The 22,249-nt window shown below is 61.1% G+C and carries 23 protein-coding genes; 18 read left to right on the top strand and 5 right to left on the bottom strand.

What is annotated here, in order from left to right:
* Nucleotides 1-26: 26 nt before the first annotated feature.
* Nucleotides 27-1,172 (bottom strand): CaiB/BaiF CoA transferase family protein, encoded by a 1,146-nt coding sequence (locus ATO3_RS23965; protein WP_088652422.1) that lies wholly within the window; start codon nucleotides 1,170-1,172, stop codon nucleotides 27-29.
* A 104-nt stretch (nucleotides 1,173-1,276) separates the two neighbouring features.
* Here ATO3_RS23965 and ATO3_RS29495 point away from each other — a divergent pair, with 104 nt between their 5' ends.
* From ATO3_RS29495 to ATO3_RS23915, 10 genes are all read left to right on the top strand, one after another.
* Nucleotides 1,277-1,654 (top strand): Zn-ribbon domain-containing OB-fold protein, encoded by a 378-nt coding sequence (locus ATO3_RS29495; protein ID WP_088652421.1) that lies wholly within the window; start codon nucleotides 1,277-1,279, stop codon nucleotides 1,652-1,654.
* Nucleotides 1,655-1,657: 3 nt separating this feature from the next.
* Complete coding sequence (locus tag ATO3_RS23955) at nucleotides 1,658-2,809, top strand: thiolase (protein ID WP_088652420.1); 1,152 nt, start codon at nucleotides 1,658-1,660, stop codon at nucleotides 2,807-2,809.
* Between the two features lie 23 nt (nucleotides 2,810-2,832).
* Nucleotides 2,833-3,690, top strand: coding sequence for a MaoC/PaaZ C-terminal domain-containing protein (locus tag ATO3_RS23950; protein WP_198963345.1), 858 nt, complete (start codon nucleotides 2,833-2,835; stop codon nucleotides 3,688-3,690).
* 10 nt (nucleotides 3,691-3,700) lie between these two features.
* Nucleotides 3,701-4,837 carry a CaiB/BaiF CoA transferase family protein gene (locus ATO3_RS23945; RefSeq protein ID WP_088652418.1) on the top strand — a complete coding sequence of 379 codons (1,137 nt, stop codon included), beginning with the start codon at nucleotides 3,701-3,703 and terminating at the stop codon, nucleotides 4,835-4,837.
* Nucleotides 4,838-4,900: 63 nt separating this feature from the next.
* Nucleotides 4,901-5,620, top strand: coding sequence for a transglutaminase-like domain-containing protein (locus tag ATO3_RS23940; RefSeq protein ID WP_088652417.1), 720 nt, complete (start codon nucleotides 4,901-4,903; stop codon nucleotides 5,618-5,620).
* The gene (locus ATO3_RS23935; RefSeq protein WP_088652416.1) at nucleotides 5,617-6,066 is read left to right on the top strand and encodes a MaoC family dehydratase; all 450 of its coding nucleotides are present in this window, start codon (nucleotides 5,617-5,619) and stop codon (nucleotides 6,064-6,066) included. Before ATO3_RS23940 ends, ATO3_RS23935 begins: the two co-directional genes overlap by 4 nt.
* The gene (locus ATO3_RS23930) at nucleotides 6,053-7,177 is read left to right on the top strand and encodes an acyl-CoA dehydrogenase family protein (protein WP_088652415.1); all 1,125 of its coding nucleotides are present in this window, start codon (nucleotides 6,053-6,055) and stop codon (nucleotides 7,175-7,177) included. The genes ATO3_RS23935 and ATO3_RS23930 overlap by 14 nt, the downstream gene beginning before the upstream one ends.
* A complete protein-coding gene (locus ATO3_RS23925; protein ID WP_088652414.1) occupies nucleotides 7,174-8,325 on the top strand; it encodes an acyl-CoA dehydrogenase family protein in 1,152 nt (383 codons plus the stop codon). Before ATO3_RS23930 ends, ATO3_RS23925 begins: the two co-directional genes overlap by 4 nt.
* Before the next feature lie 28 nt (nucleotides 8,326-8,353).
* Entirely contained in the window at nucleotides 8,354-9,163 is an 810-nt protein-coding gene (locus ATO3_RS23920; RefSeq protein ID WP_088652413.1) for an enoyl-CoA hydratase/isomerase family protein, read from the top strand.
* 27 nt (nucleotides 9,164-9,190) lie between these two features.
* Entirely contained in the window at nucleotides 9,191-10,387 is a 1,197-nt protein-coding gene (locus ATO3_RS23915; protein WP_233152299.1) for a phenylacetate--CoA ligase family protein, read from the top strand.
* A 71-nt stretch (nucleotides 10,388-10,458) separates the two neighbouring features.
* Here the strand turns inward: ATO3_RS23915 and ATO3_RS23910 are convergent, their stop codons facing one another.
* Nucleotides 10,459-11,424, bottom strand: a complete 966-nt coding sequence (locus ATO3_RS23910; RefSeq protein WP_088652411.1) for an NAD(P)H-dependent flavin oxidoreductase — start codon at nucleotides 11,422-11,424, stop codon at nucleotides 10,459-10,461.
* 216 nt (nucleotides 11,425-11,640) lie between these two features.
* Between ATO3_RS23910 and ATO3_RS23905 the strand changes: the two genes are divergently transcribed.
* Genes ATO3_RS23905 through ATO3_RS23870 form a run of 8 tightly spaced genes read left to right on the top strand, consistent with a single transcriptional unit; the run spans nucleotide 11,641 to nucleotide 19,816 of the window.
* Nucleotides 11,641-12,411, top strand: a complete 771-nt coding sequence (locus tag ATO3_RS23905; protein ID WP_233152298.1) for an enoyl-CoA hydratase/isomerase family protein — start codon at nucleotides 11,641-11,643, stop codon at nucleotides 12,409-12,411.
* The gene (locus ATO3_RS23900; RefSeq protein WP_088652409.1) at nucleotides 12,408-13,598 is read left to right on the top strand and encodes a CaiB/BaiF CoA transferase family protein; all 1,191 of its coding nucleotides are present in this window, start codon (nucleotides 12,408-12,410) and stop codon (nucleotides 13,596-13,598) included. Before ATO3_RS23905 ends, ATO3_RS23900 begins: the two co-directional genes overlap by 4 nt.
* Nucleotide 13,599: 1 nt before the next feature.
* Nucleotides 13,600-14,778, top strand: a complete 1,179-nt coding sequence (locus tag ATO3_RS23895) for an acyl-CoA dehydrogenase family protein (protein WP_088652408.1) — start codon at nucleotides 13,600-13,602, stop codon at nucleotides 14,776-14,778.
* A gap of 5 nt (nucleotides 14,779-14,783) precedes the next feature.
* Nucleotides 14,784-15,938, top strand: coding sequence for an acyl-CoA dehydrogenase family protein (locus tag ATO3_RS23890; RefSeq protein WP_088652407.1), 1,155 nt, complete (start codon nucleotides 14,784-14,786; stop codon nucleotides 15,936-15,938).
* Nucleotides 15,939-15,966: 28 nt separating this feature from the next.
* Nucleotides 15,967-16,743, top strand: a complete 777-nt coding sequence (locus ATO3_RS23885; protein ID WP_088652406.1) for an enoyl-CoA hydratase/isomerase family protein — start codon at nucleotides 15,967-15,969, stop codon at nucleotides 16,741-16,743.
* Nucleotides 16,744-16,785: 42 nt separating this feature from the next.
* Nucleotides 16,786-17,307: a TRAP transporter small permease subunit gene (locus tag ATO3_RS23880; RefSeq protein WP_088652405.1), complete on the top strand. Its 522-nt coding sequence runs from the start codon at nucleotides 16,786-16,788 to the stop codon at nucleotides 17,305-17,307.
* A 10-nt stretch (nucleotides 17,308-17,317) separates the two neighbouring features.
* Nucleotides 17,318-18,625, top strand: coding sequence for a TRAP transporter large permease (locus ATO3_RS23875; protein WP_088652404.1), 1,308 nt, complete (start codon nucleotides 17,318-17,320; stop codon nucleotides 18,623-18,625).
* Between the two features lie 57 nt (nucleotides 18,626-18,682).
* Entirely contained in the window at nucleotides 18,683-19,816 is a 1,134-nt protein-coding gene (locus tag ATO3_RS23870) for a C4-dicarboxylate TRAP transporter substrate-binding protein (protein ID WP_088652403.1), read from the top strand.
* Nucleotides 19,817-19,886: 70 nt separating this feature from the next.
* On the opposite strand, the gene ATO3_RS23865 is transcribed toward ATO3_RS23870, so the two are convergent.
* The 3 genes from ATO3_RS23865 to ATO3_RS23855 are packed head-to-tail and all read right to left on the bottom strand — an operon-like array spanning nucleotide 19,887 to nucleotide 22,202.
* Nucleotides 19,887-21,032 carry a thiolase gene (locus ATO3_RS23865; protein WP_088652402.1) on the bottom strand — a complete coding sequence of 382 codons (1,146 nt, stop codon included), beginning with the start codon at nucleotides 21,030-21,032 and terminating at the stop codon, nucleotides 19,887-19,889.
* Entirely contained in the window at nucleotides 21,029-21,415 is a 387-nt protein-coding gene (locus tag ATO3_RS23860; RefSeq protein ID WP_233152297.1) for a Zn-ribbon domain-containing OB-fold protein, read from the bottom strand. Before ATO3_RS23860 ends, ATO3_RS23865 begins: the two co-directional genes overlap by 4 nt.
* 10 nt (nucleotides 21,416-21,425) lie before the next feature.
* Nucleotides 21,426-22,202 carry an SDR family NAD(P)-dependent oxidoreductase gene (locus ATO3_RS23855; RefSeq protein WP_088652400.1) on the bottom strand — a complete coding sequence of 259 codons (777 nt, stop codon included), beginning with the start codon at nucleotides 22,200-22,202 and terminating at the stop codon, nucleotides 21,426-21,428.
* Between the last annotated feature and the right edge of the window lie 47 nt (nucleotides 22,203-22,249).

Here is a 22,249-nt window from a genome sequence, read left to right as displayed (position 1 = left end):
TCCACCGTTTTAGTTGTCCACCGTTTTCATGAAAGGGGCCCGAATTCGGCGCGTATGGCTTCACCTTCCGCATCGAAGGCCGGGCAGGGGCCCAGTGCCGTTTCGCCGAGGCTGCGCCGGATCGGGGGTGTCGGGACGTTGATCTCGCCCGAGGGTGTGCCTATCACGGATCGGTCAAGCTGCGGGTGATCGGACAGGGACGCCACGTCGTTCACCGCGCCGGAGGCAATGCCCGCAGCGTCAAGGCGCTTCAGCATCTCGGTGCGATCATGCGAGGCGAACACGGCCTTGATGAGCTCTTCGAGCGCGGGTTTGTTTTCAATTCGTGACGTGTTGTCGTGAAAACGGGGGTCGGTTGCCAGCGCCGCGTCGCCCAGTATGTGTTCACAGAACCGTTGCCATTCGCCGTTGTGTTGCACGGTAATGACGACAAGCTGGCCGTCTTTGCACTGATAGGCCCCGTAGGGACAGATGACCGTGTGGTTCAGCCCGACACGCGGTGTAGGCTTGCCAAGGTAATCGTGATACAGCAGCGGTACCGACATCCAGTCGGCCATCACATCGAACATTGCTACGGAAACGCCGCTGCCCTTGCCGGTGCGATCACGCCCGACAAGTGCTTCGCAGATTCCAGCATGGGCTGTCATACCGGTGGCGATATCGCAGACCGACACGCCCACCCGTCCTGGTCCGTCGGGTGTACCGGTCACTGATGCCAGACCGCTTTCGCATTGCACAAGAAGGTCGTAGGCCTTGGCGTTGCGCATCGGGCCGTCTTCGCCATATCCGGTGATGTCGCAGGTCACCAGGCGCGGGAACCTCTTTCGCAGACTTGTGGAATCGAGCCCGAGCTTGGCCAGCGCGCCCGGCAGGAGGTTCTGAATAAACACATCCGCGTTTTCCAGAATCCTGAGCAGGATTTCCCGGTCCTCGTCGGCTTTAATGTCCAGCGCCACCGATTCCTTTCCTCGGTTAAGCCATGTGAAATAGGCGCTTTCGCCGTTGGCGGCGGTATCGTAGGCGCGGGCGAAATCGCCGGCTCCCTTGCGTTCGATCTTGATCACGCGCGCGCCGGCATCGGCCAGCCGCGAGGAGCAAAAAGGCGCGGCGACTGCCTGTTCCAACGCAACGACGAGTTTGCCGGAAAGGGGGGCTAAGTCTGAACCTGGCATGAGTTTCTCGCAAATGATCTTGAATGGTTGACTAAATCTAACAATTGTTAGAAACATAATCAATACGGTTGGACGAAGACTGGATCGCTTGAAGGAGAACGCTGGTGCAGGACGCCATAGGACCAGACCAATTTTTCCAACGCGCGCTGGCAGAGGGAGAGATCCTGCTGCCAAAGTGCGACGACTGCGGGGCCTATCACTTTTTCCCGAGAGTCTTGTGTCCCCATTGTCATGGCAGCGCGATTTCTTGGATGAAGGCGAGGGGCAAGGGACGGGTCCACACCACAACGGTCGTGCGCCGAAAACCCGAACGGGGCGGTGACTACAACGTATGTGTCGTCGAGCTGGACGAGGGTGTCCGGATGATGAGCCGGGTCGAGGGCATCGCCCCGGGTGAGGTCGCTATCGACATGCCTGTAACCGCTTTCGTGGGCGAGGCCGAGGGCGCTCCGGCCGTGCTTTTCAAGCCGTCGGAGAGATAAGCCATGACCATTGAACTTCGGGGGAAATCCGCCATCGTGGGAACTGGTCATGCCGGTTTCGGAGAAGCCCATGGCCTGACGGCCTATGATGTCATGGCGCAATCTGCGCTTGCGGCGCTTGGCGATGCCGGGCTGAAACTGTCCGACGTCGACGGGCTGTTTTGCACCATGATGGAAGACAGCATGCCGGCGCTTATGGCGGCGGAGTATCTGGGCATCCAGCCCCGTTTCATTGATGGCACGATGTCGGGCGGTTCGTCCTTCGTAAACTACCTGACGTCCGCGACCATGGCGCTGGACGCCGGTCTGTGTGATGTCGCGCTGATTGTTTATGGCTCCAACCAGCGCACCGCGTCGGGCAGACTGGTGACCGCTTCACGTCCGCCGGCCTACGAGGCGCCGTATAATCCGCGCTATCCGATCTCGGCCTATGCGATGGCGGCGGCGCGGCACATGCATGAATATGGCACCACCCGCGAACAGCTGGCCGACGTGGCCGTCGCCGCGCGGGCCTGGGCGCAGCGCAACCCCGAAGCGTTCGAGCGCGGCCCGCTGACCCGCGAGGACGTGCTGGGTGCGCGCATGGTGGGCGATCCATTGACCGTGCGCGACTGTTGTCTTGTCACCGACGGTGGCGGCGCGATCGTAATGGTCCGCGCGGACCGCGCCCGGGATTTCCCGAAGGCGCCTGTCTATGTGCTGGGCAGTGCGGCGGAGAGCTCGCACCGGCAGATTTCCCAGATGAAGGATTTCACCGTGACCGCGGCCCGCGACTCGGGCGCGCGCGCCTTTGCGGCGGCCGGAGTGACCCCTGCGGACATACAGGCGGTCGAGCTCTATGATGCCTTCACCATCAACACGATTTTGTTTCTCGAAGATCTTGGGTTCTGCGCGAAGGGCGAGGGAGGGGCCTTTGTCGAGGGCGGACGCATCGCGCCTGGCGGCGTCTTGCCGGTGAACACGAATGGCGGCGGCCTGTCCTGCGTGCACCCCGGGATGTACGGAATCTTCACAGTGATTGAGGCTGCGCGTCAGATCCGTGGCGACGCGCCGGGCATTCAATTGAAAGATGTCGACCTGGCGCTGGCGCATGGCAATGGTGGTGTGCTGTCCAGTCAGGTCACGGCCATACTTGGATCGCAAAACACGCTCTGACGGCAACTAAGGGAGGAAAGTAAATGCCATTGGATTTCGATGCACTGTTGAACTGGGACTTTGAGGAAATCGAACAGACGCTGACCGAGCGGGATACCATCCTGTATGCACTCGGCCTTGGGTTCGGCGAGGATCCGACCGACAAAAAGGAGCTGGCCTATGTCTATGAGGACGGGCTCAAGGCAGTTCCCTCGATGGCGGTCATTTTGGGGTATCCCGGCTTCTGGCTGCGCGATCCCAAGACCGGCGTAAACTGGCAAAAAGTGCTGCACGGAGAACAGTGGCTCGACATCTACAAGCCGCTGCCGACACATGGCCGGATTGTCGGCCGCAGCAAGATCGACTTCATCGCCGACAAGGGCGAGGGCAAGGGAGCCGTCATTTACCAAAGCCGTGATATTATCGACGCGGACAGCAGTGAAAAACTGGCACGCGTGGCGATGTCGGCTTTCTGTCGCGGTGATGGGGGGTTTGGCGGTGAAAACCAGGCGGGTCCGGCACCCGCAGTGCTGCCTGATCGGGCGCCTGATCATGTATGTGATATCGATACCCTGCCGCGCCAAGCCCTTATTTATCGTCTCAGCGGTGATTTCAATCCGCTTCATGCTGACCCGGATGTTGCCCGTTCTGTCGGGTTTGACCGCCCGATCCTGCATGGTCTGGCGACCTATGGGCTGGCGGCCCGAGCGATTCTCAAGACGTTGCTTGACTATGATGCGGCCCGGCTTGTCGGTCTGGATGTTCGGTTCTCGGCGCCGGTCTATCCCGGCGAAACCGTGCGGTTCGAAATCTGGGAAGAGGACGGCGAGGCCCGGTTCCGGGCGTCGATCCCGGCACGCGATGTGGTTGTTCTGAACAACGGCGCGGCACGCTTCGCCTGAGGTAGTGAAGATGGCTCAACCGCTCAAGGATATCCTGGTGCTGGATTTCAGCACACTTCTTCCCGGTCCGATGGCGACGCTCATGCTGTCCGAGGTCGGGGCCGAAGTAATCAAGTTCGAACGGCCCGGAGTCGGCGAGGACGCGCGCCACACGGAGCCCAAGATCGACGGAGAGAGCATCGGATTTGCCGTGTTGAACCACGGCAAGCGATCGGTTGCCATCGACCTCAAGTCGAGGGGTGCAGTGGAATGGCTGCGCCCCTTGATCGAGAAGGCCGATGTTCTGGTAGAGCAGTTCCGTCCCGGCGTGATGGACCGGCTCGGGCTTGGTTATGATGCTCTGCGCGAGATCAATCCCGGTCTCATCTATTGTTCGATCACCGGCTATGGCCAGACCGGACCAAAGGCCAGCGCAGCCGGCCACGACCTCAACTACGTCGGTGATACGGGTATCCTGTCGCTCAGTCGCGGACCGGATGACCAGCCAACGGCACCGTTCGGACTGGTCGCCGATATCGGAGGCGGAACCTATCCTGCAGTGATGAATATCCTGCTGGCCCTGATTGCGCGGCAGGCAAGCGGGCAGGGGACGCATCTGGATATCGCAATGTCCGAGGGGGCGTTCGCCTTTGCCTATTGGGCCCATGCCGAAGGTGTGATTGCCGGGCAGAACATTAAAAACGGTAGCAGCCGCCTGACGGGTGGCCTGGCCCGGTATAGGCTTTATACGGCTGCGGACGGGCGTCAGATCGCCGTCGGCGCGTTGGAAGAAAAGTTCTGGCAGTCGTTCTGCGATGTCATTGGTTTGCCGGTGGCACTTCGCGATGACTGGTCCGATCCCGATGCCAGTGCCGCGGAGGTTGCGCGTCGTCTGAGGAAACACCCCTCGACCCATTGGGAGCCTCTGCTGGCTGCGGCCGATTGCTGCTGTTCGGTCGTGAAAACGCCCGCCGAGGCGGCGCGCGACCCGCATTTCAAAGCGCGTGACGTGTTCGGGCGGACCGTAAAAATCTCTGACCGGAACACGCCCGCTTTGCCGCTGCCAATTGCGCCGGAGTTCCGTTCTTCGGGAAATTCGGTCGGAGTTGCAGCCACCTTGGGCAAAGACAATGCGCGTTATGGCGTGGACCAACCGATGACAGAGTAAATCCCGTTGACGGGCAGGTTTTGAATCGGTAATCTAACACTTGTTAGAAAAAGGGAGGGGCCAATGGACAAGTCTGACGATGACCTGCCGACTGATGCTGAGCGTTATGTCATGCCATCGCGCTTTGTGGAAAGCGATAGCTTGGAAGTGCAGGGTTTCGTGACATCGGCTTTGCGTGATCTTCCTTTGGACGCAACCAATCGAGACAAGGCGGTCCGCCTGTTCGAAGCGGTGCGCGACGATATTCGCTATGATCCCTATTGTTTCGCGCTGGATGAGGACTCTTACCGTGCCAGCCGTATCGCTGGGGCGGAAGCGGCGTTTTGCGTTCCCAAGGCAATTCTGCTGGCGGCTTGTCTGCGTGCTGTGGGTATCCCAGCCGCACTGGGGTTCGCGGATGTGCGCAACCACCTGAATACACCCAAGTTGCAGGAGTTGATGGGGACCGATCTCTTTATCTACCACGGCTACGTTCAACTGTGGTTGGGGAATGAGGCCTACAAGGTGACACCTGCATTCAACATGGAACTGTGTGAAAGATTCGGGGTCAAACCCCTGGTCTTCGACGGCTATCACGACGCGCTCTTTCATGAGTTCGACGAACAGAATCACCGACACATGGAATATGTGAACGACCGTGGTCTCTATTTCGACGCGCCGATGGGTGAGTTCCTGGTGGCGTTCAAGGAAACCTATCCGAAGCTGGAAGAATTCAACCGCATCCGGATATCCAAGGATGCGAGCGGATACGATGACGGTTTCGCAAAGGAGGGTGCCTCTTGAGGTATCTGGAAGACTTCTCGCCGGGCCAGGTCTATCGCTTTCGCAGCGCTCCGATGAGCGCGGGTTCGATAAAGGCGTTTGCCGAGGAATGGGATCCGCAGCGGCTGCACACCGACGAAAACTATGCAACCGCCATACATGGCAGCCTGATCGCCTCGGGCTTTCAGACGATGCTGGAAGTGTTTAGGCCGGTCATGTCTGAAATGATGGTCGATGTCGCCAATATCGGTGGCATGGGCTTTGACAATCTGCGCTGGCTGCGGCCGGTGCGCCCGAACGAACCCCTTGATGTCGAACTGACGGTCAACGCGGTCACGCCGTCAAAAAGCAAGCCCGACAGAGGTGTTTTGCACTATACGCTCAGCGCCAAAAACCCTGCGGGCGAGGTCGTTTTTTCGACCGACACCCCCGTGATGATCCAGCGAAAACAAAATGACACAGACTGATATCCTTTCCAGCGAACAAGAAGACCTTCGCCTGTTGCGCGAGAGCGCGCGCACGTTGTTTGAACGGGCGGGCGGAAGTGACAGAGCCCGAAAACTTCGTGATGCCGGGGGCGGTTTCGATGCGGAGATGGTCCGGGAACTCGCCGAGGCCGGCGTTTTCGGGGTGGCGGTGCCCGAAGATCAGGGCGGGCTTGGCATGGGCCTGGCCGCTGCCGGCATCATCGCCGAAGAGGTCGGTCGCGTGATTGCCCCGGAACCGGTCGTGTTGACGATCGGTCTGAGCCTCGGTCTTCTGCGCCGCCTTTGCCCGGATCATCCGAAGGTGCCACAACTCATCAGCGGCGAAACTGTGCTGGCGGTTGCCTGGCAGGAACGCGGCCCGGGCGGAGCGCCCGCCGATGCGACCTGCCGATACGCAGACGGAAAGCTGACCGGCGCCAAGGCTTGGGTGGCCGGCGCGGCCGGATCGCAAGGGTTCCTTGTTGTGACCCAGGGAGACGATGGTCAGGTTCTGGTATTGGTCGAGGCAAACGCGGACGGGTTCGTCATCAACAAGCGTGCGCAAGCCGATGGCAGTTCCTTGGGCGAGCTTTCGTTTTCGGGAACCCCGGCCGCCGAACTGGCCAGCGGAAGAGCGGTTCAGGACGCGCTGGCCGAGGCTGTCGTCGATGCAACGGCGCTTGCCGCCGCCGAGCTTGTCGGCCTGAGCGAGCGCGCCTTCGAGATCACGCTCGATTACATCAAGACGCGGGAGCAGTTCGACAAGCCGATCGGGTCATTCCAGGTCATCCAGCACCGTGCTGTCGACCTTCACGTGATGTGCGAGGTCGCGCAGGCAGGCGTCGGCGAAGCTCTGGCGCAGATGGACGGCGAAACGGATCCGAAGATCCGCGCCCGGTTGGCCAGCCGGGCCAAGTCACGTGCGGTGACCGCGGCCAAAAAAATCACTCGTGATGCGATCCAGCTTCATGGCGCGGTCGGCTATACCGACGAATTCGATATCGGGCTCTATCTGAACCGGGCGTTGGTGCTGTCGGCCTGGTTGGGCGACGATGCCTATCACAGGCGGATATGGTTCGAGGCACGCGAAGCAGAGGGGGCCGCACAATGACCGACTGGAACGCAATGACCGATGCAGAGTTCCGCAAGGAGGTGCGCCAGTTCTTCGAGGCCGAATACCCCGAAGAGCTGCGCCATCTGCCGCACCGTCCAAAGTTCGCCGAGATCGAACACTGGCACCGCAAGCTGCACGCGAAGGGCTGGGTCGCGCCAGCATGGCCCACAGAATATGGTGGCATGGGCCTGAACGCCGCCAAGCTGCTGATTTTCTACGAAGAGCAGCAACGCTGGGGCGTCAATCGTGGCCGCGATATGGGCGTGCAGATGGTCGGCCCTCTGATCATCAAGTTCGGCACCCAGGACCAAAAAGATTACTGGCTGCCGCGTATCCTGAGTTGCGATGACATCTGGTGCCAAGGCTACTCAGAGCCGGGCGCTGGGTCCGATCTGGCGAACCTGCGCACGCGTGCAGAAATTGACGGGGACGACTTTGTCATCAACGGACAGAAGATCTGGACCACGATGGCGCATGACGCTACGCACATTTTCATGCTGGTGCGCACCGATCCGGATGCACCCAAGAAACAACAGGGCATCAGTTTCCTGCTTGCTCCGATGGATCAGCCCGGAGTCGATGTTCGCACGATCAAGACCCTCTCGGGTGAAACTGAGTTTTGTGAGGTCTTCTTTGACGATGCCCGGACGCCCCGCGAGAACCTTGTGGGCGAGCTGAACAAGGGTTGGACGATGGCCAAGGCTCTCCTGAGCTTCGAGCGCATCTTCATCGGTTCGCCAAGCCTGGCCCAGAACGCACTGGGGCAATTGGAAAGCTTTGCACGGGGCCGTGGCGCGTTTGATGATCCGGTGTTTCGCGATCGATTTGCCCAGGCGGCACTGGATGTGGAAGATCATGCCGCGCTTTATGCCCGTTTTGCAGATCAGCTCAAACGTGGCGAGACGCTGGGTGCGGATGTCTCCATGCTGAAGATTTGGGTGACTGAATGCTTCCAGCGCATCACCGAGCTGATGATCGAAGCAGCCGGACCCGATGGCGGCTCCATCGGGCCGCTCCAAGTCGGCAACGTAAGTGTCGATGTTCTGGCGAGTTTCTACAAGGCCAGACCTACCACGATCTACGGTGGATCGAACGAAATCCAAAGAAACATCCTGTCCAAGGCCGTCCTGGGACTGCCTGGCTGACTCAATACCCCACGGAGGAAATAGAACTATGTCGGATCGTTATGCAAAATACGATAAACTGAAATTTGACTACCCGGCGGATCGCGTGCTGCGCATCACGTTCGACCGGCCCGAGACGTTTAACTCGGTCGATGCCGAAACTCACACCCAGATGACGGACATGTGGATCGATATCGACCGTGACCCAGACATCAATTCGGTTATCGTGACCGGTGCGGGCAAGGCGTTTTCCGCCGGTGGCGATTTCAGCCTGATTGAAAAGATGATCGGGGACTCGCACGAGATCATGAAGACGTGGAAAGAAGCCAAGGATCTCGTCTACAACATCATCAACTGCAACAAGCCGATCATTTCCGCGATCAATGGCCCTGCGGCCGGCGCGGGCCTTGTGGTTGCCATCCTGGCCGACATCTCGATCGCCGGAAAACGGGCCAAGATTGTCGATGGTCATCCCCGCCTTGGTGTTGCCGCCGGTGACGTCGCGGCGATTATCTGGCCGCTGCTGACCTCGATGGCCAAGGCGAAATACTATCTGATGACCTGCAAGCCGGTGTCGGGCGAAGAGGCCGAGCGTATCGGTCTGGTATCAATGTGCGTCGAGGATGACGAGCTGCAGCAGATCGCGCTGGATACAGCCGTCGAACTAGCCAACGGCTCGCAAAGCGCGATTCGCTGGACCAAGTATTCGCTGAACAACTGGCTGCGCCAGGCCGGGCCGATCTTTGATGCGTCGACCGCGCTGGAGATGCTTGGCTTCATGAGCGAGGACGTCAAGGAGGGTGTGTTGTCGCACCGCGAGAAGCGCACGCCGAACTTCCGTAAGGACTGCCCGCTTTAACGCCCGATTGGACGAGGAGGCATGGAAATGTCTGATGATATCTACCGAGATATAGCGCAAGCCTATGCCGCTGCGGCCGAAAAGGCTCCTGGTCTGAAATCGCGATTCACGGCTGCCGGATTCGATCCGGCAGCCGTCACATCGGTGGCGGACCTTTCGCGCCTTCCAGTGATGAAGAAGGAAGAGCTTCTGAAAATTCAGCGCGAGAACCCGCCTTTTGGCGGGTTCCTCGCCTCGGATTTAAAGGATATCGGGCGAATCTACGTGTCCCCCGGCCCGATTTTCGAACCAGCCCTTTCGGGCGGTGGCGGCCACGGCCTTGACCTTCTGTTCAAGGCCGCAGGCGTGGGGCCGGGAGATATCATCCTGAACACCTGGATGTATCATCTGGTACCGGCTGGCCTGCTGTTCGACGAAGCGGCACAGGCCGCAGGCGCCACTGTGATCCCGGGCGGCGTCGGCAACACCGAGCTTCAGGCACAAATCATCGTCGAAACCGGCGTGACTTCGATCTGTGCTTCGACTGCGTTTTTCCTGACGCTGGCGGACAAGGTGATCGAAACCTATGGCCGCGACGCATGGAAGGTGAAAACCGCCTTTCTGGGCGGGGAAATGGGCGACTGGATGGCCAAACGCCGCCGGATCGAGGCCGATTACGGCGTGTCGACCTGGGCCGCCTATGCCACAGCCGATCTGGGCCTTGTCGCCTATGAGGATGGCGGCGACGGCTATCTGGTTCATCCCGACCGCGTGGTGCAGATCTGCGATCCGGTCAGCGGGGAACAGGTCGCCCATGGTGAACCAGGCGAGGTTGTCGTGACCGCGCGCGATGCTACGTGGCCGATGATCCGGTTCGGCACCGGCGACAGTGCCTTGGCGCTTGAGAGCAACGCGGATGGCACCGTCAGCCGGATTTCAGCGCTGCAGGGCAGGGTCGGCGCAGCGGTCAAAGTGCGCGAGATTTTCGTTTATCCGCGCGTGGTTGAAGAAGTTGTCATCGGTACGCCTGGCGCAAAAGCCGCGCAGGCCGTGGTGACACGCGAAAGTGACCGTGACATGATCCGGCTTTCGCTTGTGCTGGAAGACGGCGCCGACGCCTCAGCTGCGGAAGCGGCCGCAGCTGAGGCCTTTAAATTGCATGCCAGGATCCGTGCCGACGCGGTGAGCATTGTTGCGGAACTGCCCGAGAATGCAGAACTGATCATCAACCAAAAAGACCGCTGAGATCGCTCCTCAGGCATCTGCGATAGTGGCAGGATCAGATGGGCGGCTGGGCAACTTGCCGCCCTTTTTCGTCAGGCGCAGAGCGCATCTTTGGCGGCATGGTATTCTCGGACGAGACGGTCAACATAGTCCGCTGTCGTCGTCACCGCGCCGACCGCACCGATCCCCTGACCACTGCCCCAGATGTCACGCCAGGCCTTGGGCCGAATGTCGCCCGTCGACAGATTGAGCTTGTTGCCGACGCCGGTCAGGTTGTCCGGGTCGAGGCCGACCGCCCGGACTGACGGCTTCAGGTAATTCGCGTTCACGCCGCTGAAATGATTGGTGTAGACGATATCGTCCGCACAGCTGTCGACGATCATCTGCTTGTACTCCTCCGAAGCGACAGCCTCGGTCGTAGCGATGAAGGGCGATCCGATATATCCGAAATCGGCGCCCATGACCTGCGCCGCTAATATAGCCTGTCCGGTGGCGATAGAACCCGACAGCGCCAGCGGACCGTCGAACCATGCCCGGATTTCCTGAACCAGCGCAAAGGGTGACAAGGCCCCGGCGTGGCCGCCGGCGCCCGCGCAGACCGCGATCAGGCCGTCGGCGCCCTTATCGATCGCTTTCCGGGCGTATTTGTTGTTGATCACGTCATGCAGCACGATGCCGCCGCAATCATGTGCCGCCTGGTTCACGTCTTCGCGTGCACCCATCGAAGTGATCCAGACTGGCACCTTCCAACGGGCACATATCTCGACGTCGCGTTCGACCCGATCATTCGAGCGGTGCACGATCTGGTTGACCGCAAAGGGCGCGGCGGGCCGGTCGGGATTGGCCTGATTATGTGCATCGAGCTCTTCGGTGATGCGTTTGAGCCAGGCTTCAAGCAGGGGGGGCTCGCCGTCTTTTTCGCGTGCGTTCAAGGCGGGAAAACTGCCGATCACGCCGGCTTTGCACTGGGCGATGACAAGGTCGGGACCGGATACCAGGAACATTGGCGAGCAGATCACGGGCAGGCGCAGATGGCCGAGAAGAGTTTCGGAATACATGGTTTCGGTCTCTTTGCTGTTTCATCAGGACGTTGCGCGGAGCCGCCGTCAGCGCATCTCTGGCCAGACCGAAACACCGCGGCCTTGAGACCGCAACGGAAAAAACGGGCGGCATCTATTTAACACAAATCTGTTTTCCGGCGCTGACCTATAGCTTGTTGGCACAACCCGCCTCTAGCGTGTTCCCAAGAGATCCATTTCCGGGAGGAGGAAGCGGTGACCCTGCTGTACAAATGCTCAGAGGGTGTCGGTCGGATGACGTTCGACTTCCCCGCGAAGAAGAATGCGCTCGACCAGGCCGCGCGCAAGGAGATGGAGCGCATCGTCACGGAAGTGCGCGATGACGACCGTGTCCGCGCGCTGCTAATCGCCGGAACCGGTGGCGCATTTTGCGCGGGCGGTGACATCAACACCTTTGCAGGCGCGTCGCCAACCGCAATGCGCGACCGCATGAAGCAACAACACCGCGTCACCCGGATGCTCTATGATCTTGAAAAGCCGGTGATTGCGGCGGTTGCGGGGCCTGCATTTGGTGTGGGGTTCAATATCGCGCTTCTGGCCGATGTGATCCTCGCCGCACCCTCGGCCCAGTTCTGCCAGGCCTATGCGCGGGTGGCGATCGTGCCCGATGGAGGCGGGCTTTACCTGCTGTCGCGGGTGGTTGGCACGCAGCGCGCCAAGGCCATGTTCATGACCGCCCAGGTGATCGGCGCGCAGGAGGCGCGCGATCTGGGGATAGTCCATGCAATTCACGACGAAGACGCGCTGGAGGCGGAAGCCATTGCACTTGCCACGCGTCTGGCCGACGGGCCGACCCGTGCTTTCGGGCTGGGCAAGGCGATGCTGAACCGCGGCATGGATTGCGACTTTGCCACCTATCTTGAGATCGAGGCCACCGCCGAGGCCTTTATCATGCAGACCGAGGATCATCGCGAAGCCGTGGCTGCCTTCAGGGAAAAGCGCAAACCGTGCTTTAGCGGCACATGACCGCGGCGGCAGCGGGTGGCCCCCTGACTGGGCTCAAAGTGGTGGATCTGGGTCAGGTTTATCTCGGGCCCTATTGCGGGCTGATGTTCGCTCTCATGGGCGCCGAGGTCATCAAGGTTGAGCCGCCCGGCGGTGACACCATTCGCGGCATCGCGGGCGGGCGCGAAAACCCGGCGGCGATGATGCTGAATTCCAGCAAACAAAGCGTGGTGCTTGATCTCCAGTCGGAGGAAGGGCGCTCCGCGCTGCTGGCGCTGGCGGATAACGCCGACGTGTTGATCGAGAATTCCCGGCCTGGTACGATGGAAAAACTGGGTATCGGGTGGGAGACGCTCTCGGCTCGCAATCCGCGCTTGGTCATGGGGTCGGGCAAGGGCTACGCCGCCGATTCCGTTTACCGCGATGCACCGGCAATGGATTTCCCCATTCAGGCGCTGACAGGGCTGATGTCGGTGACCGGGTTTCCAGATGGTCCACCGGTGAAATGCGGTGCAGCGATCGCCGATTTTCTTGGCGGTATCCACCTTTTTGGTGGCATTATGGCAGCCTTGCATGCGCGCGGCACGACAGGGCGCGGGGACTTTGTCCAAATCGCAATGCAGGACGTCACACACCACGCGCTGGCATCGAATATCGCAAGCTTTTTGCTGGCGCCCGACGGGTTCGCTGACCGGGCCGGCAACAGTCAGGCCGTGCTCAAGGTCGCACCCTACGACCTGTTTCCGGCGCAAGACGGACAGGTGGCTATTATGTGCCTGAACGATCGCCACTGGCAGCACCTGACCCGTGCCATGGGCCGCCCTGATCTGGCCGAAGATGCCGAGCTTGCCGAAGGGCCCGCGCGCTGCGCGCAACGTGCCCGAGTCGATGGCTGGGTGACAGCGTGGACCTCACGTCATACCCGCGCCGAGATTTTCGCGGCCCTGAACAGCGCACATGTGCCGGGCGCTGCGGTGCGCACGCTCGCTGAAGTAGTGTCGGACGAAGACATGCGCGCACGCGGCATGATCCATGACCTTCCGCATCCAGATCTGGGCACGGTCCCTGTTCCAGGGCTGCCAATGCAATTTGCACGTCATAACCGCGTGCCCCCCATACCCGCCCCGGCAGCGGGTGCCGATACGGCACGCGTATTGGGCGCATTGCGCCAATCCGGGCTTTCCACGCGCTCAGAGGACAAAAACTGACATGTTCAAGCTCGATCCGGAACTGGAAGATTTTCGCTCGGAGGCCCGCAAGCTGGCCGAACGGGAATTCGCCCCAAAGGCCGCCTATTGGGACGACAAAGAGGAATTTCCCGCCGCCAACCGCGACAAGCTGGCCGAGCTTGGCTATCTGGGCATGTTCATCCCCGAGGAATACGGCGGCTCCGGCGCGCCGGTGGTGCAGGGCACCGTCTTTCTGGAGGAAATGGCGCGGGTCTGTTTCAACACCGCGCTGGTCTCGCAGCTTTACCTGAACGGTCCGTCGCGGGCGATCAGCATTCTGGGCAACGATGAACAGAAAGAGCGGTTTCTGCCGGACATGGCGGCGGGCAGGAAATTCATCGCCATCGCCATCAGTGAACCCGAGGCGGGGTCCGCGGTCACCGATCTGCGCACCACGGCCACCAAGGATGGCGACGGCTGGGTGCTGAACGGCAACAAGTGCTGGTCCACCGGCGCGCATGTGGCCGATTACGCGCTGGTCTTTTGTCGTTTCGGCAAGGCTAGCGGGGCAAAGGGGATTGGCGCCTTCGTCGTCGATTTGAAGAAACCCGGCGCGCGGATCGGCCACATATCACGGAAAATGGGCGGTCGGGGTCTGACCGAGGCCGAGATCATCCTTGAAAATTACAAGGCCGGTCCCGAGGACGTGCTGGTTGAGGGCGATCCCGAAAGCTCGCGCTCCTTCGCGCTGCTGATGAGCAGTTTCGGCCCCGAGCGTGTGGGCAATGCGGCGATGTGCGTGGGGCTGGCGCAAGGCGCCTTCGAGGCGGCTAAGGAATATTCGGAGATCCGCCATCAGTTTGGCCGCCCGATCAAAGAATTTCAGGGCCTCCAATGGAAGATCGCCGACATGGCGACACAGATCCATGCGGCACGGCTGATGGTCTATCGCGCCGCCACCAACCCCGCGCCGAACGGCTTTCCCGACCCGATGGATGCAACCATGGCCAAGCTCTACTCCAACGAAATGGCGCAACGGGTCACGAACGAGGCGCTGCAGATCCACGGCCACAATGGCTATACGCGTGAATACCCGCTGGAACGCATGGTGCGTGACGCGCGCGGCTTCGCGCTTGGCGGTGGCACCGTTGAGATCCTGCGCAACACAATTGCCGCCATGGTCTATGGCCACAGCTTCAACCAACGGCGGGGAGGGTAGAGCGCATGCATCCTTCAATGCTGACCGAGGAGCAGATCGCGCTGAAGGACGCGGCGCGCAAGCTAGCGCTGAGTGAATTTCGCGATCGGGCCGCGCGCTGGGACCGGGAGGGCATCTATCCCGATGAAAACCACCATCGCCTGAGCGAACTTGGCTATCTGGGCATGACCATCCCCGGCGAATATGGGGGGGGGGATGCCTCGCTGGTCGATTGCTATCTGGTGATCGAGGAACTGGCGAAGGTGGATTTCAACACCGCGCTGATTGTCCATGATCAGAACGTCTCGCCCCGGATCATCGCCACCTGCGGCAGCGAAGAGCTGAAGCGCGCCTTCCTGCCGCGCTTCGCGGCGGGCGAGATCGAATGCGCGATTTCCTGGACCGAGCCCGAGGCAGGCTCGGACGCCACGGCAGTGACGACCTCGTTGCGGCGGGACGGCAATGACTTTGTGCTGAACGGCGGCAAGATATTTACCACCTTCGGCGACCGGGCCGATTACCTTCTGGTCTATGCGCGGTTCTGCGACAGCAAGGGGGCGCGGGGCATTGGCACGGTTCTGGTCGAACGTGACAGCCCCGGCGTGACGGTGCACATCCTCGAACAGAAGATGGGGGCGCGCGGCTGCAACGAATGCGAGATCCACTTTGACGACGTGCGAGTGCCGGCGGAGAACATCGTGACCGAGGGTCTGGCCGAGAATTCTAGCGGCTTTGTCCGTCCGCTGGGTGTCTATAACGGCACCCGCGTCGGCATGGGGGTTCTGGCACTTGGCGTGGCCGAAGGTGCGTTCGACCTGGCCTGCGACTACATGAAAACGCGCCGCCAGTTCGGCAAGGCGCTGTCCGACATGCAGGGCCTGCAGTGGATGATGTCGGACATGAAAGTGCAGATCGAGGCTGCCCGGTCGCTGTGCTACACCGCGCTGTCGCTGATCGACCGGGGCCAGCCCGATCCGACCCTGTCATCGATTGCCAAGGTCCAGGCCACCGAGATGGCACAGCGCGTGACCCACGACGCGATGCAGATGTTCGGCGGCTACGGTTATTTCGGCTCGTTGCCGCTGGAGCGGATGGTGCGGGACGTGCGGATGCTGACGATCACCGGAGGCACGACCCAGATCCACAAGAACGGGATCGCACGGGCGCTCTTTGCCGACTGACAGATTATTGCTGAGGGGAGGGACCGTCATGGAAAGTGACATCACAGTTGAACGCAAATGCGGTCTGGCCGTCGTGTCGCTGAACCGGCCGGACAAGCTGAACGCGCTGACCCTTGAAATGCGGGTCGAGCTCATGGAGAGCTTCCGCCAGATCCACACCGACCCCGAGATCCGGGCGGTACTGCTGAGAGCCGAGGGCCGTGCCTTTTGTGCGGGCGCGGACATTTCGACCATGGGCAAGGACGATGTCTGGGGCGACCGTGCGCGTCTGCACCGGGCGCACCAGATGATCCTGTCGATCTACAACTGTGAAAAGCCGGTGGTGGCGGCGGTGCGCGGTCCCGCGGTGGGGATCGGGCTGAGCATGGCCCTGGCCTGCGACGTCCTGCTGCTTTCCGAGACAGCGAAACTTGGTCAGGTCTTTCGCAAGATTGGCTTGGCCCCGGATGGCGGCGCGGCGTTTTTTCTTCAGAATCTGATTGGGCGACAGCGGGCGACAGATCTTGCCTTCTCTGCCCGGCTGGTGCCGGCGCAAGAGGCGCTGAGTCTGGGGCTGGCGAGCCAGGTGCATCCGGACGACGCGCTCGATGACGCCGCGGCGGACTATGCGGCAGACCTAGCGGCAGGCCCGACTTTTGCGCTGGCCGGAGCCAAGCGGCTGATGCGCGCCGCGCTGCAACCTTCGCTTGAGAGCTTTCTTGAAACCGAAGCCATCATCCAGGGACAAATCATCAAGAGCGCAGACCACTCCGAAGGCATCGACGCCTTCCTGAGCAAGAGACAACCGGTATTTCAAGGGGCATAGCCGTAGGGCCAGCGACCTGACCATGACAGGAAAGAAACAGCGATGGAATCAGTAATTGCCCGACTTGGATGGGTGTCGCGGATCATCACCAACGCCGCGACGGCTCTGGCGGCCTTGATGATGGCCCATGTCACGCTCGACGTCATCCTGAGCCAGTTCATCGCCGAGCCACTGCCGGGAACGGTGGATTACGTGTCCTACTATTACATGGTCGGGTTGGTCTTTCTGCCGCTTCCCTTCGTCGAATATACCAACGAGCACATCAAGGTCGACCTGATCCACGATATGCTCCCGACAGGGGCGAGGACCGCTTTGGACATGCTGGCTTTGGCACTGTCTGCGGTGTTCTACGGGCTGCTCACCTGGCAAACCTGGATAGACGCTGTCGAGAAATACCTTGTCGGGGAGAAATCCATGGGCATGGCGGCGGTGATCGTCTGGCCCGGCCGCTTCTTTCTGCCAATCGGCGCAGGTCTGATGGTTCTTCTTTTGCTGGCAAAGCTGATCCAACGCCCCTTCACTGATGCGTTCATGGCCAGCCCCAATCACGACATGTCCGAATAGGAGCACGACGGTGAGCTTTTTTCAGATCGGCCTTTGTGGCATCGTTTCCGTCATCCTGCTGGTTTTGCTGCGCATTCCGATCGCGGTGGCCTTGGGCATCGTGTCCTTCTTCGGGTTCTGGGCCATGCTGGGCAGCGGCGCGGCCTTCGGCCTGCTAACCGCCGTGCCATATGACTTCGCCGCGCACTGGACGCTGAGTTCGATCCCGATGTTTCTGTTGATGGGCTACGTCTGTTACCAGACCGACATCACGCGCGGGATCTTCAAGGCCGCCCGGGTCTGGCTGTCGTTCCTGCCCGGGGGGCTGGCAGTCGCCAGCGTGGGCGGCGCAGCGCTGTTTTCGGCCGCGGCGGGTTCCAGCTTGGCCTGCGCCGCGGCGATGGGGCGTATCGCGGTGCCGGAAATGCTGAAGCGCGACTACGATCCCGGGCTGAGTACCGCCGTGGTTGCCGCGGCCGGCACCATGGGCTCACTCATCCCGCCGAGCATCCTTCTGATCATCTACGGCGTTTTTGCCGAGGTCGCGATCAGCAAGCTGTTTTTGGCTGCGATCGTGCCGGGCGTGCTGACAATGCTGGGGTACTGGGCCGTGATCATCATTCGTGCGCGGATCAACCCCGCACTTGCGCCGCCACTGGACGAAAGTGCCATCTGGTCCGAACGGCTGGAGGCTCTGAGCGAAACATGGCCTGTAATCTTGCTGGTGCTGGGTGTTTTTGGCGGTCTGTTCACCGGGATATTCACACCGACACAGGCTGGCGCTGTCGGGGCGGCCTTGTCCTTCGTGATTGCGGCGGCGCGCGGCACTTTGAACTGGAAAGTTTCGAAAATCGCGCTGATGGACACTGCAAAAATGACAGCGGCGATTTTTATCATTGCGGTTGGTGCCAATCTGTTTTCCCGGTTTCTGGCAATCAGCGGTATCCCCGAAGCGATGTCAGACTTGGTGATCGAGCTGGGGGTGAGCTATGTAATGCTGGCTTTCGGCACAGCGGTGCTCTTTTGCCTGCTGGGCATGATCCTAGATCCGCTGGGCATCCTGCTGCTGACGCTACCCGTTCTTCTGCCGATTTTTGAGGCTAACCATATCAGCCTGATCTGGTTCGGCGTCCTTGCAACCAAGCTGGTCGAGATGGCGCTGATTACGCCGCCGGTGGGGCTCAACGTCTTCGTGATAAAGGGAATCGTCGGAGACGCGGTTCCGATTTCGCTAATTTTTAAAGGCGTCATGTGGTTCCTGGCCGCCGATGTGGTGGTCCTGATCATCATGGTCGCGTTCCCCGAACTGATCATGTTCCTGCCGGAGCTTGGAAGTTGAAACTGCCGTGATGAAACCCGCGCGACAGCGGGACTTTTACAAAGAGGAGGAGACCACATGAGACTGACGAAAATCCTGACAATACTGGCGACGGGTGCCGTACTCTCGGCCACGCCCGCCCTGGCCGAAAAACGGGTGACGGTAAGCAACTGGACCTCGCCCAATCACGCGACATCGCGCGGCCATGCCGCCTTTGTCGAGATGACAGAAGCCGAATTTCCCGACGCCTTCGACTTCAAGCAGTTTACCGGTGGCGCGCTGCTCGGTGCCAAGCCGACGTTGTCCGGTCTGCGCGACGGTGTGGCCGATGTGGGCCTGCTTGCGCTGACCTATTTCCGTTCGGAAATGCCCTATGCGCAGCTCGTCGCCGATATGGCGCTTCTGGGCGAGGATCATTACGCGATGCTCGGCGCGACCAGCGAGTTCGTGATGCTTAACTGCCAGCCGTGCCAGGACGAATTCGCCAAGAACGGCATGGTGGCCCTTAGCGGGATCAGCACAGCGCCCTACGTGTTGCTGACGACCCAGCCGATTGTGACCATCGAAGATATGCAGGGCGTCAAGCTGCGCACAGGCGGCTCGGTCTGGGATCGCTGGGCAACCCGCCTTGGGGCCGAGCCTGTCAACGTGCCAACGAGCGAGATGTATGATACGATGAGCCACGGCGTCGTCACCGCCGCGGTGCAACCGGTCGGGGCGCTCAAGGGGCATAGCCTGATTGAAGTTGCCAAGCACCTGACGGAGCTGCCGCTGGGCACCTATCATTCCGGGTCGATCTTTGCCCTCAGCCCGAAGTTCTGGAAGTCCCTCTCAAGTGAGCAACGGACACAATTCACCAAGAATATCCCCGACGCCGTGGCGCAGACCGAGGTGAATTACGAAACCGATGATCTGGATGTGCTGAAAGAGGCCGCTGACCTTGGACTGACGGTTCACAAACCTTCGCCCGAGTTCCTTCAGGATCTGGTTGATTTTCGCACCGCTGACCTTGAAGAGATTGCCCGCATCTCCCGCGAAGAGCGCGGCATCGAAGATCCCGAACCGCTGATCGCGACCTACCGCGAGCTGATCGAGAAATGGCATGGTCTGGTGAAGCCGCTGCATCCGATCCGCGACAATCCGAAGCCCTTTGCCGATCTTCTGCGCCAGGAAATCTACTCCAAGATCGACATGGATACCTACCCGAACTGAGTCACCTCAGGCAGAAACGCAAAGCGGCCCTCTGTATGGAGGGCCGCTGTCGTCTTGCCCGATGGCCTGGTCAGAGGGTGGCTTCGGTGCCCAGGATGTTCGTCACCTGGCTGGACAGGACACCGCCGTTGCCGTGGGCCAGGGCCAGCTCTGCGCTGTCGATCTGGCGGTCTCCGGCTTCGCCGCGCAGCTGCCGCACCGCTTCGACCAGCGTGAAGATGCCGTACATGCCGGGATGCACGCAGGACAGTCCGCCGCCGTTGGTGTTGACCGGCAGATGACCGCCGGGCGCGATGCCGCCACTTTCGACGAAGGCGCCACCCTCGCCTTTCCTGCAAAAGCCCAGATCCTCAAGGAACAGGATCACGTTGATGGTGAAGGCATCGTAAAGCTCCACCACGTCGATATCCGACGGGCGCACGCCGGCCATTTCCATGGCCGCCGCACCCGATTGCACGGCCCCGGTCACGGTCAGGTCCGGCATTTCGGAAATGTCGCGGTGGGTGGTGCCTTCGCCGCCCCCCAGCAGATAAACCGGTGGCCTGGGGTGATCCTTCGCCGTCTCGGCCCGCCGCATCACCAGCGCGCCGCCACCGTCGGTGACAAGGCAGCAGTCGCGTAGCCGCAGCGGATCCGAGACCCGCCGAGAGGCAATGACATCCTCGCGCGTCAGCGGGTTGCGAACGAACGCTTCGGGGTTCTTTTGCGCCCAGGCACGGGCGGCCACCGCCACGTCGGCCAGTTGTTCCCGCGTGGTGCCGAACTGAGTCATGTGACGGTCCGCGGCAAGCGCGTAGGACGACAGCGGGAACATCGGCCGGTAGGGGGCCTCGTAGGTTGGCAGGCCGAGCGCTGTCATCAGCTTGCCCGAGGCGGTGCGCTGGTTCGACCCGTAGGCGATCAGCACCGTGTCGGCGAGCCGCAACTCCAGCAGCGTCGCGGCCCAGAGCGTGTGCGACAGAAACGACGAGCCGCCCATGCGGTTGTTCATGGCGAACCTGGGGTTCAGCCCCAGTTCCTGCGCCAGCGTCAGCCCCGACAGCATGTCCAGCGGCTGGCATGTTGCGATGGCGTCGACGTCGCAAAGCGAGACCCCGGCATCGGCCAGCGCGCCCTGTACGGCTTCGACGGTGATCTCCATCGCGCTCTTGCCATGGGCCTCGCCACAACCGGCCAGCGCCGCTCCGACAATGGCGGCTTTTCCCCGCAAACTCAACCTGCACCTCCTTCGGGCCGGAACACGACAGCGGATTGACCGTCCGCGCCTTCGCCGATCGACGCGATCACCTTCAGCCCGGCGGCAATTTCGTCATGCGCGACGCCGTCCACGCGCGACATCATTCGAACACCTTCTTCGAGGTCCACCAGCACCACGTTATAATCGCCGCCGCGTTCGGGCTTTCGGCGCACAACTGTCCGCGCATAGACCGTAGCCTTGCCCGAGGGCGTAACCCATTCAAGGTTTGCGCTGCCGCAGGCTGGGCAGATCACACGCGGATGAAAGACATGCGTGCCGCAGCTGCCGCATTTCTGAATCTCGAAGACGCCCTCGGCCAGCTTGGCGGCAAAGACGGCGTCGGGCCCCGGTTCCTTTTCCATGCCTGTCACCTCAGAACCCGATGTGGTAGCCGCCGTTCACGCTCAGGTGCTGGCCGGTGATGTAGGATGCCGCGTTGGACAACAGGAAACAGACCGGCTGCGCCACTTCTTCAGGGGTGCTCATACGGCCCATCGGGATCTGTGCCATGTATTTGTCGGCAAACTTGTCCGATCGGATCGTTTCAGTCATCGGTGTTTCGACCATTCCGAAACAGACCGAGTTGACGTTGATCCCGTAGCGGCCCCATTCGCGCGCGGCGCTCATCGTCAAGCCGAGCACGCCGGACTTGGCGGCGCCATAGTTGATCTGCCCGATGGTACCGCGGCGGCCAGCATCGGAGGAGACGTTGACGATGGCGCGGCGTGCAGAGCTGTCCGGGTCCTTCTGGGCCTGATCCCTGTAGTAGGTGCCCACGGCCTGAAGGCAGGCGAAGACACCGGTGAGATTGACGTCGATGACCTGCTGCCATGTGGCGCGGTCCATCTTGTGGATCATCGCGGCGCGCACGATTCCGGCGTTGTTCACCAGACCGTTGATGTCCCCGAATTCGTCAAGGCTGAACTTCACCAGTTTCTCGGGAAAGTCCGGGTCGGCCACGTTCCCGACGAGGGCGCGGGCATTGCCGCCGATTTTCTCGGCGGTTTCCTTGACGCCGTCTTCGTTGAGATCGTTCACGACGACCCTGGCACCCAGATCGGCCGCCAGTTCCGCCACGCCGCGGCCGATCCCCTGTCCGGCGCCGGTGACGATTACTACCTGATTTTCCAATGACATCGGGTTGATCATTTCTGTCTCCTATGATGGTTGTCCAGCAGGACATTGATTTTCTTTGA

Origin of the sequence: Marinibacterium profundimaris (genome assembly GCF_002210095.1) — a bacterium.
Taxonomy (GTDB): Bacteria; Pseudomonadota; Alphaproteobacteria; order Rhodobacterales; family Rhodobacteraceae; genus Marinibacterium; species Marinibacterium profundimaris.
Note: the sequence above shows the minus strand (reverse complement) of the source record. Positions and strands in the feature narration are given on the sequence as shown.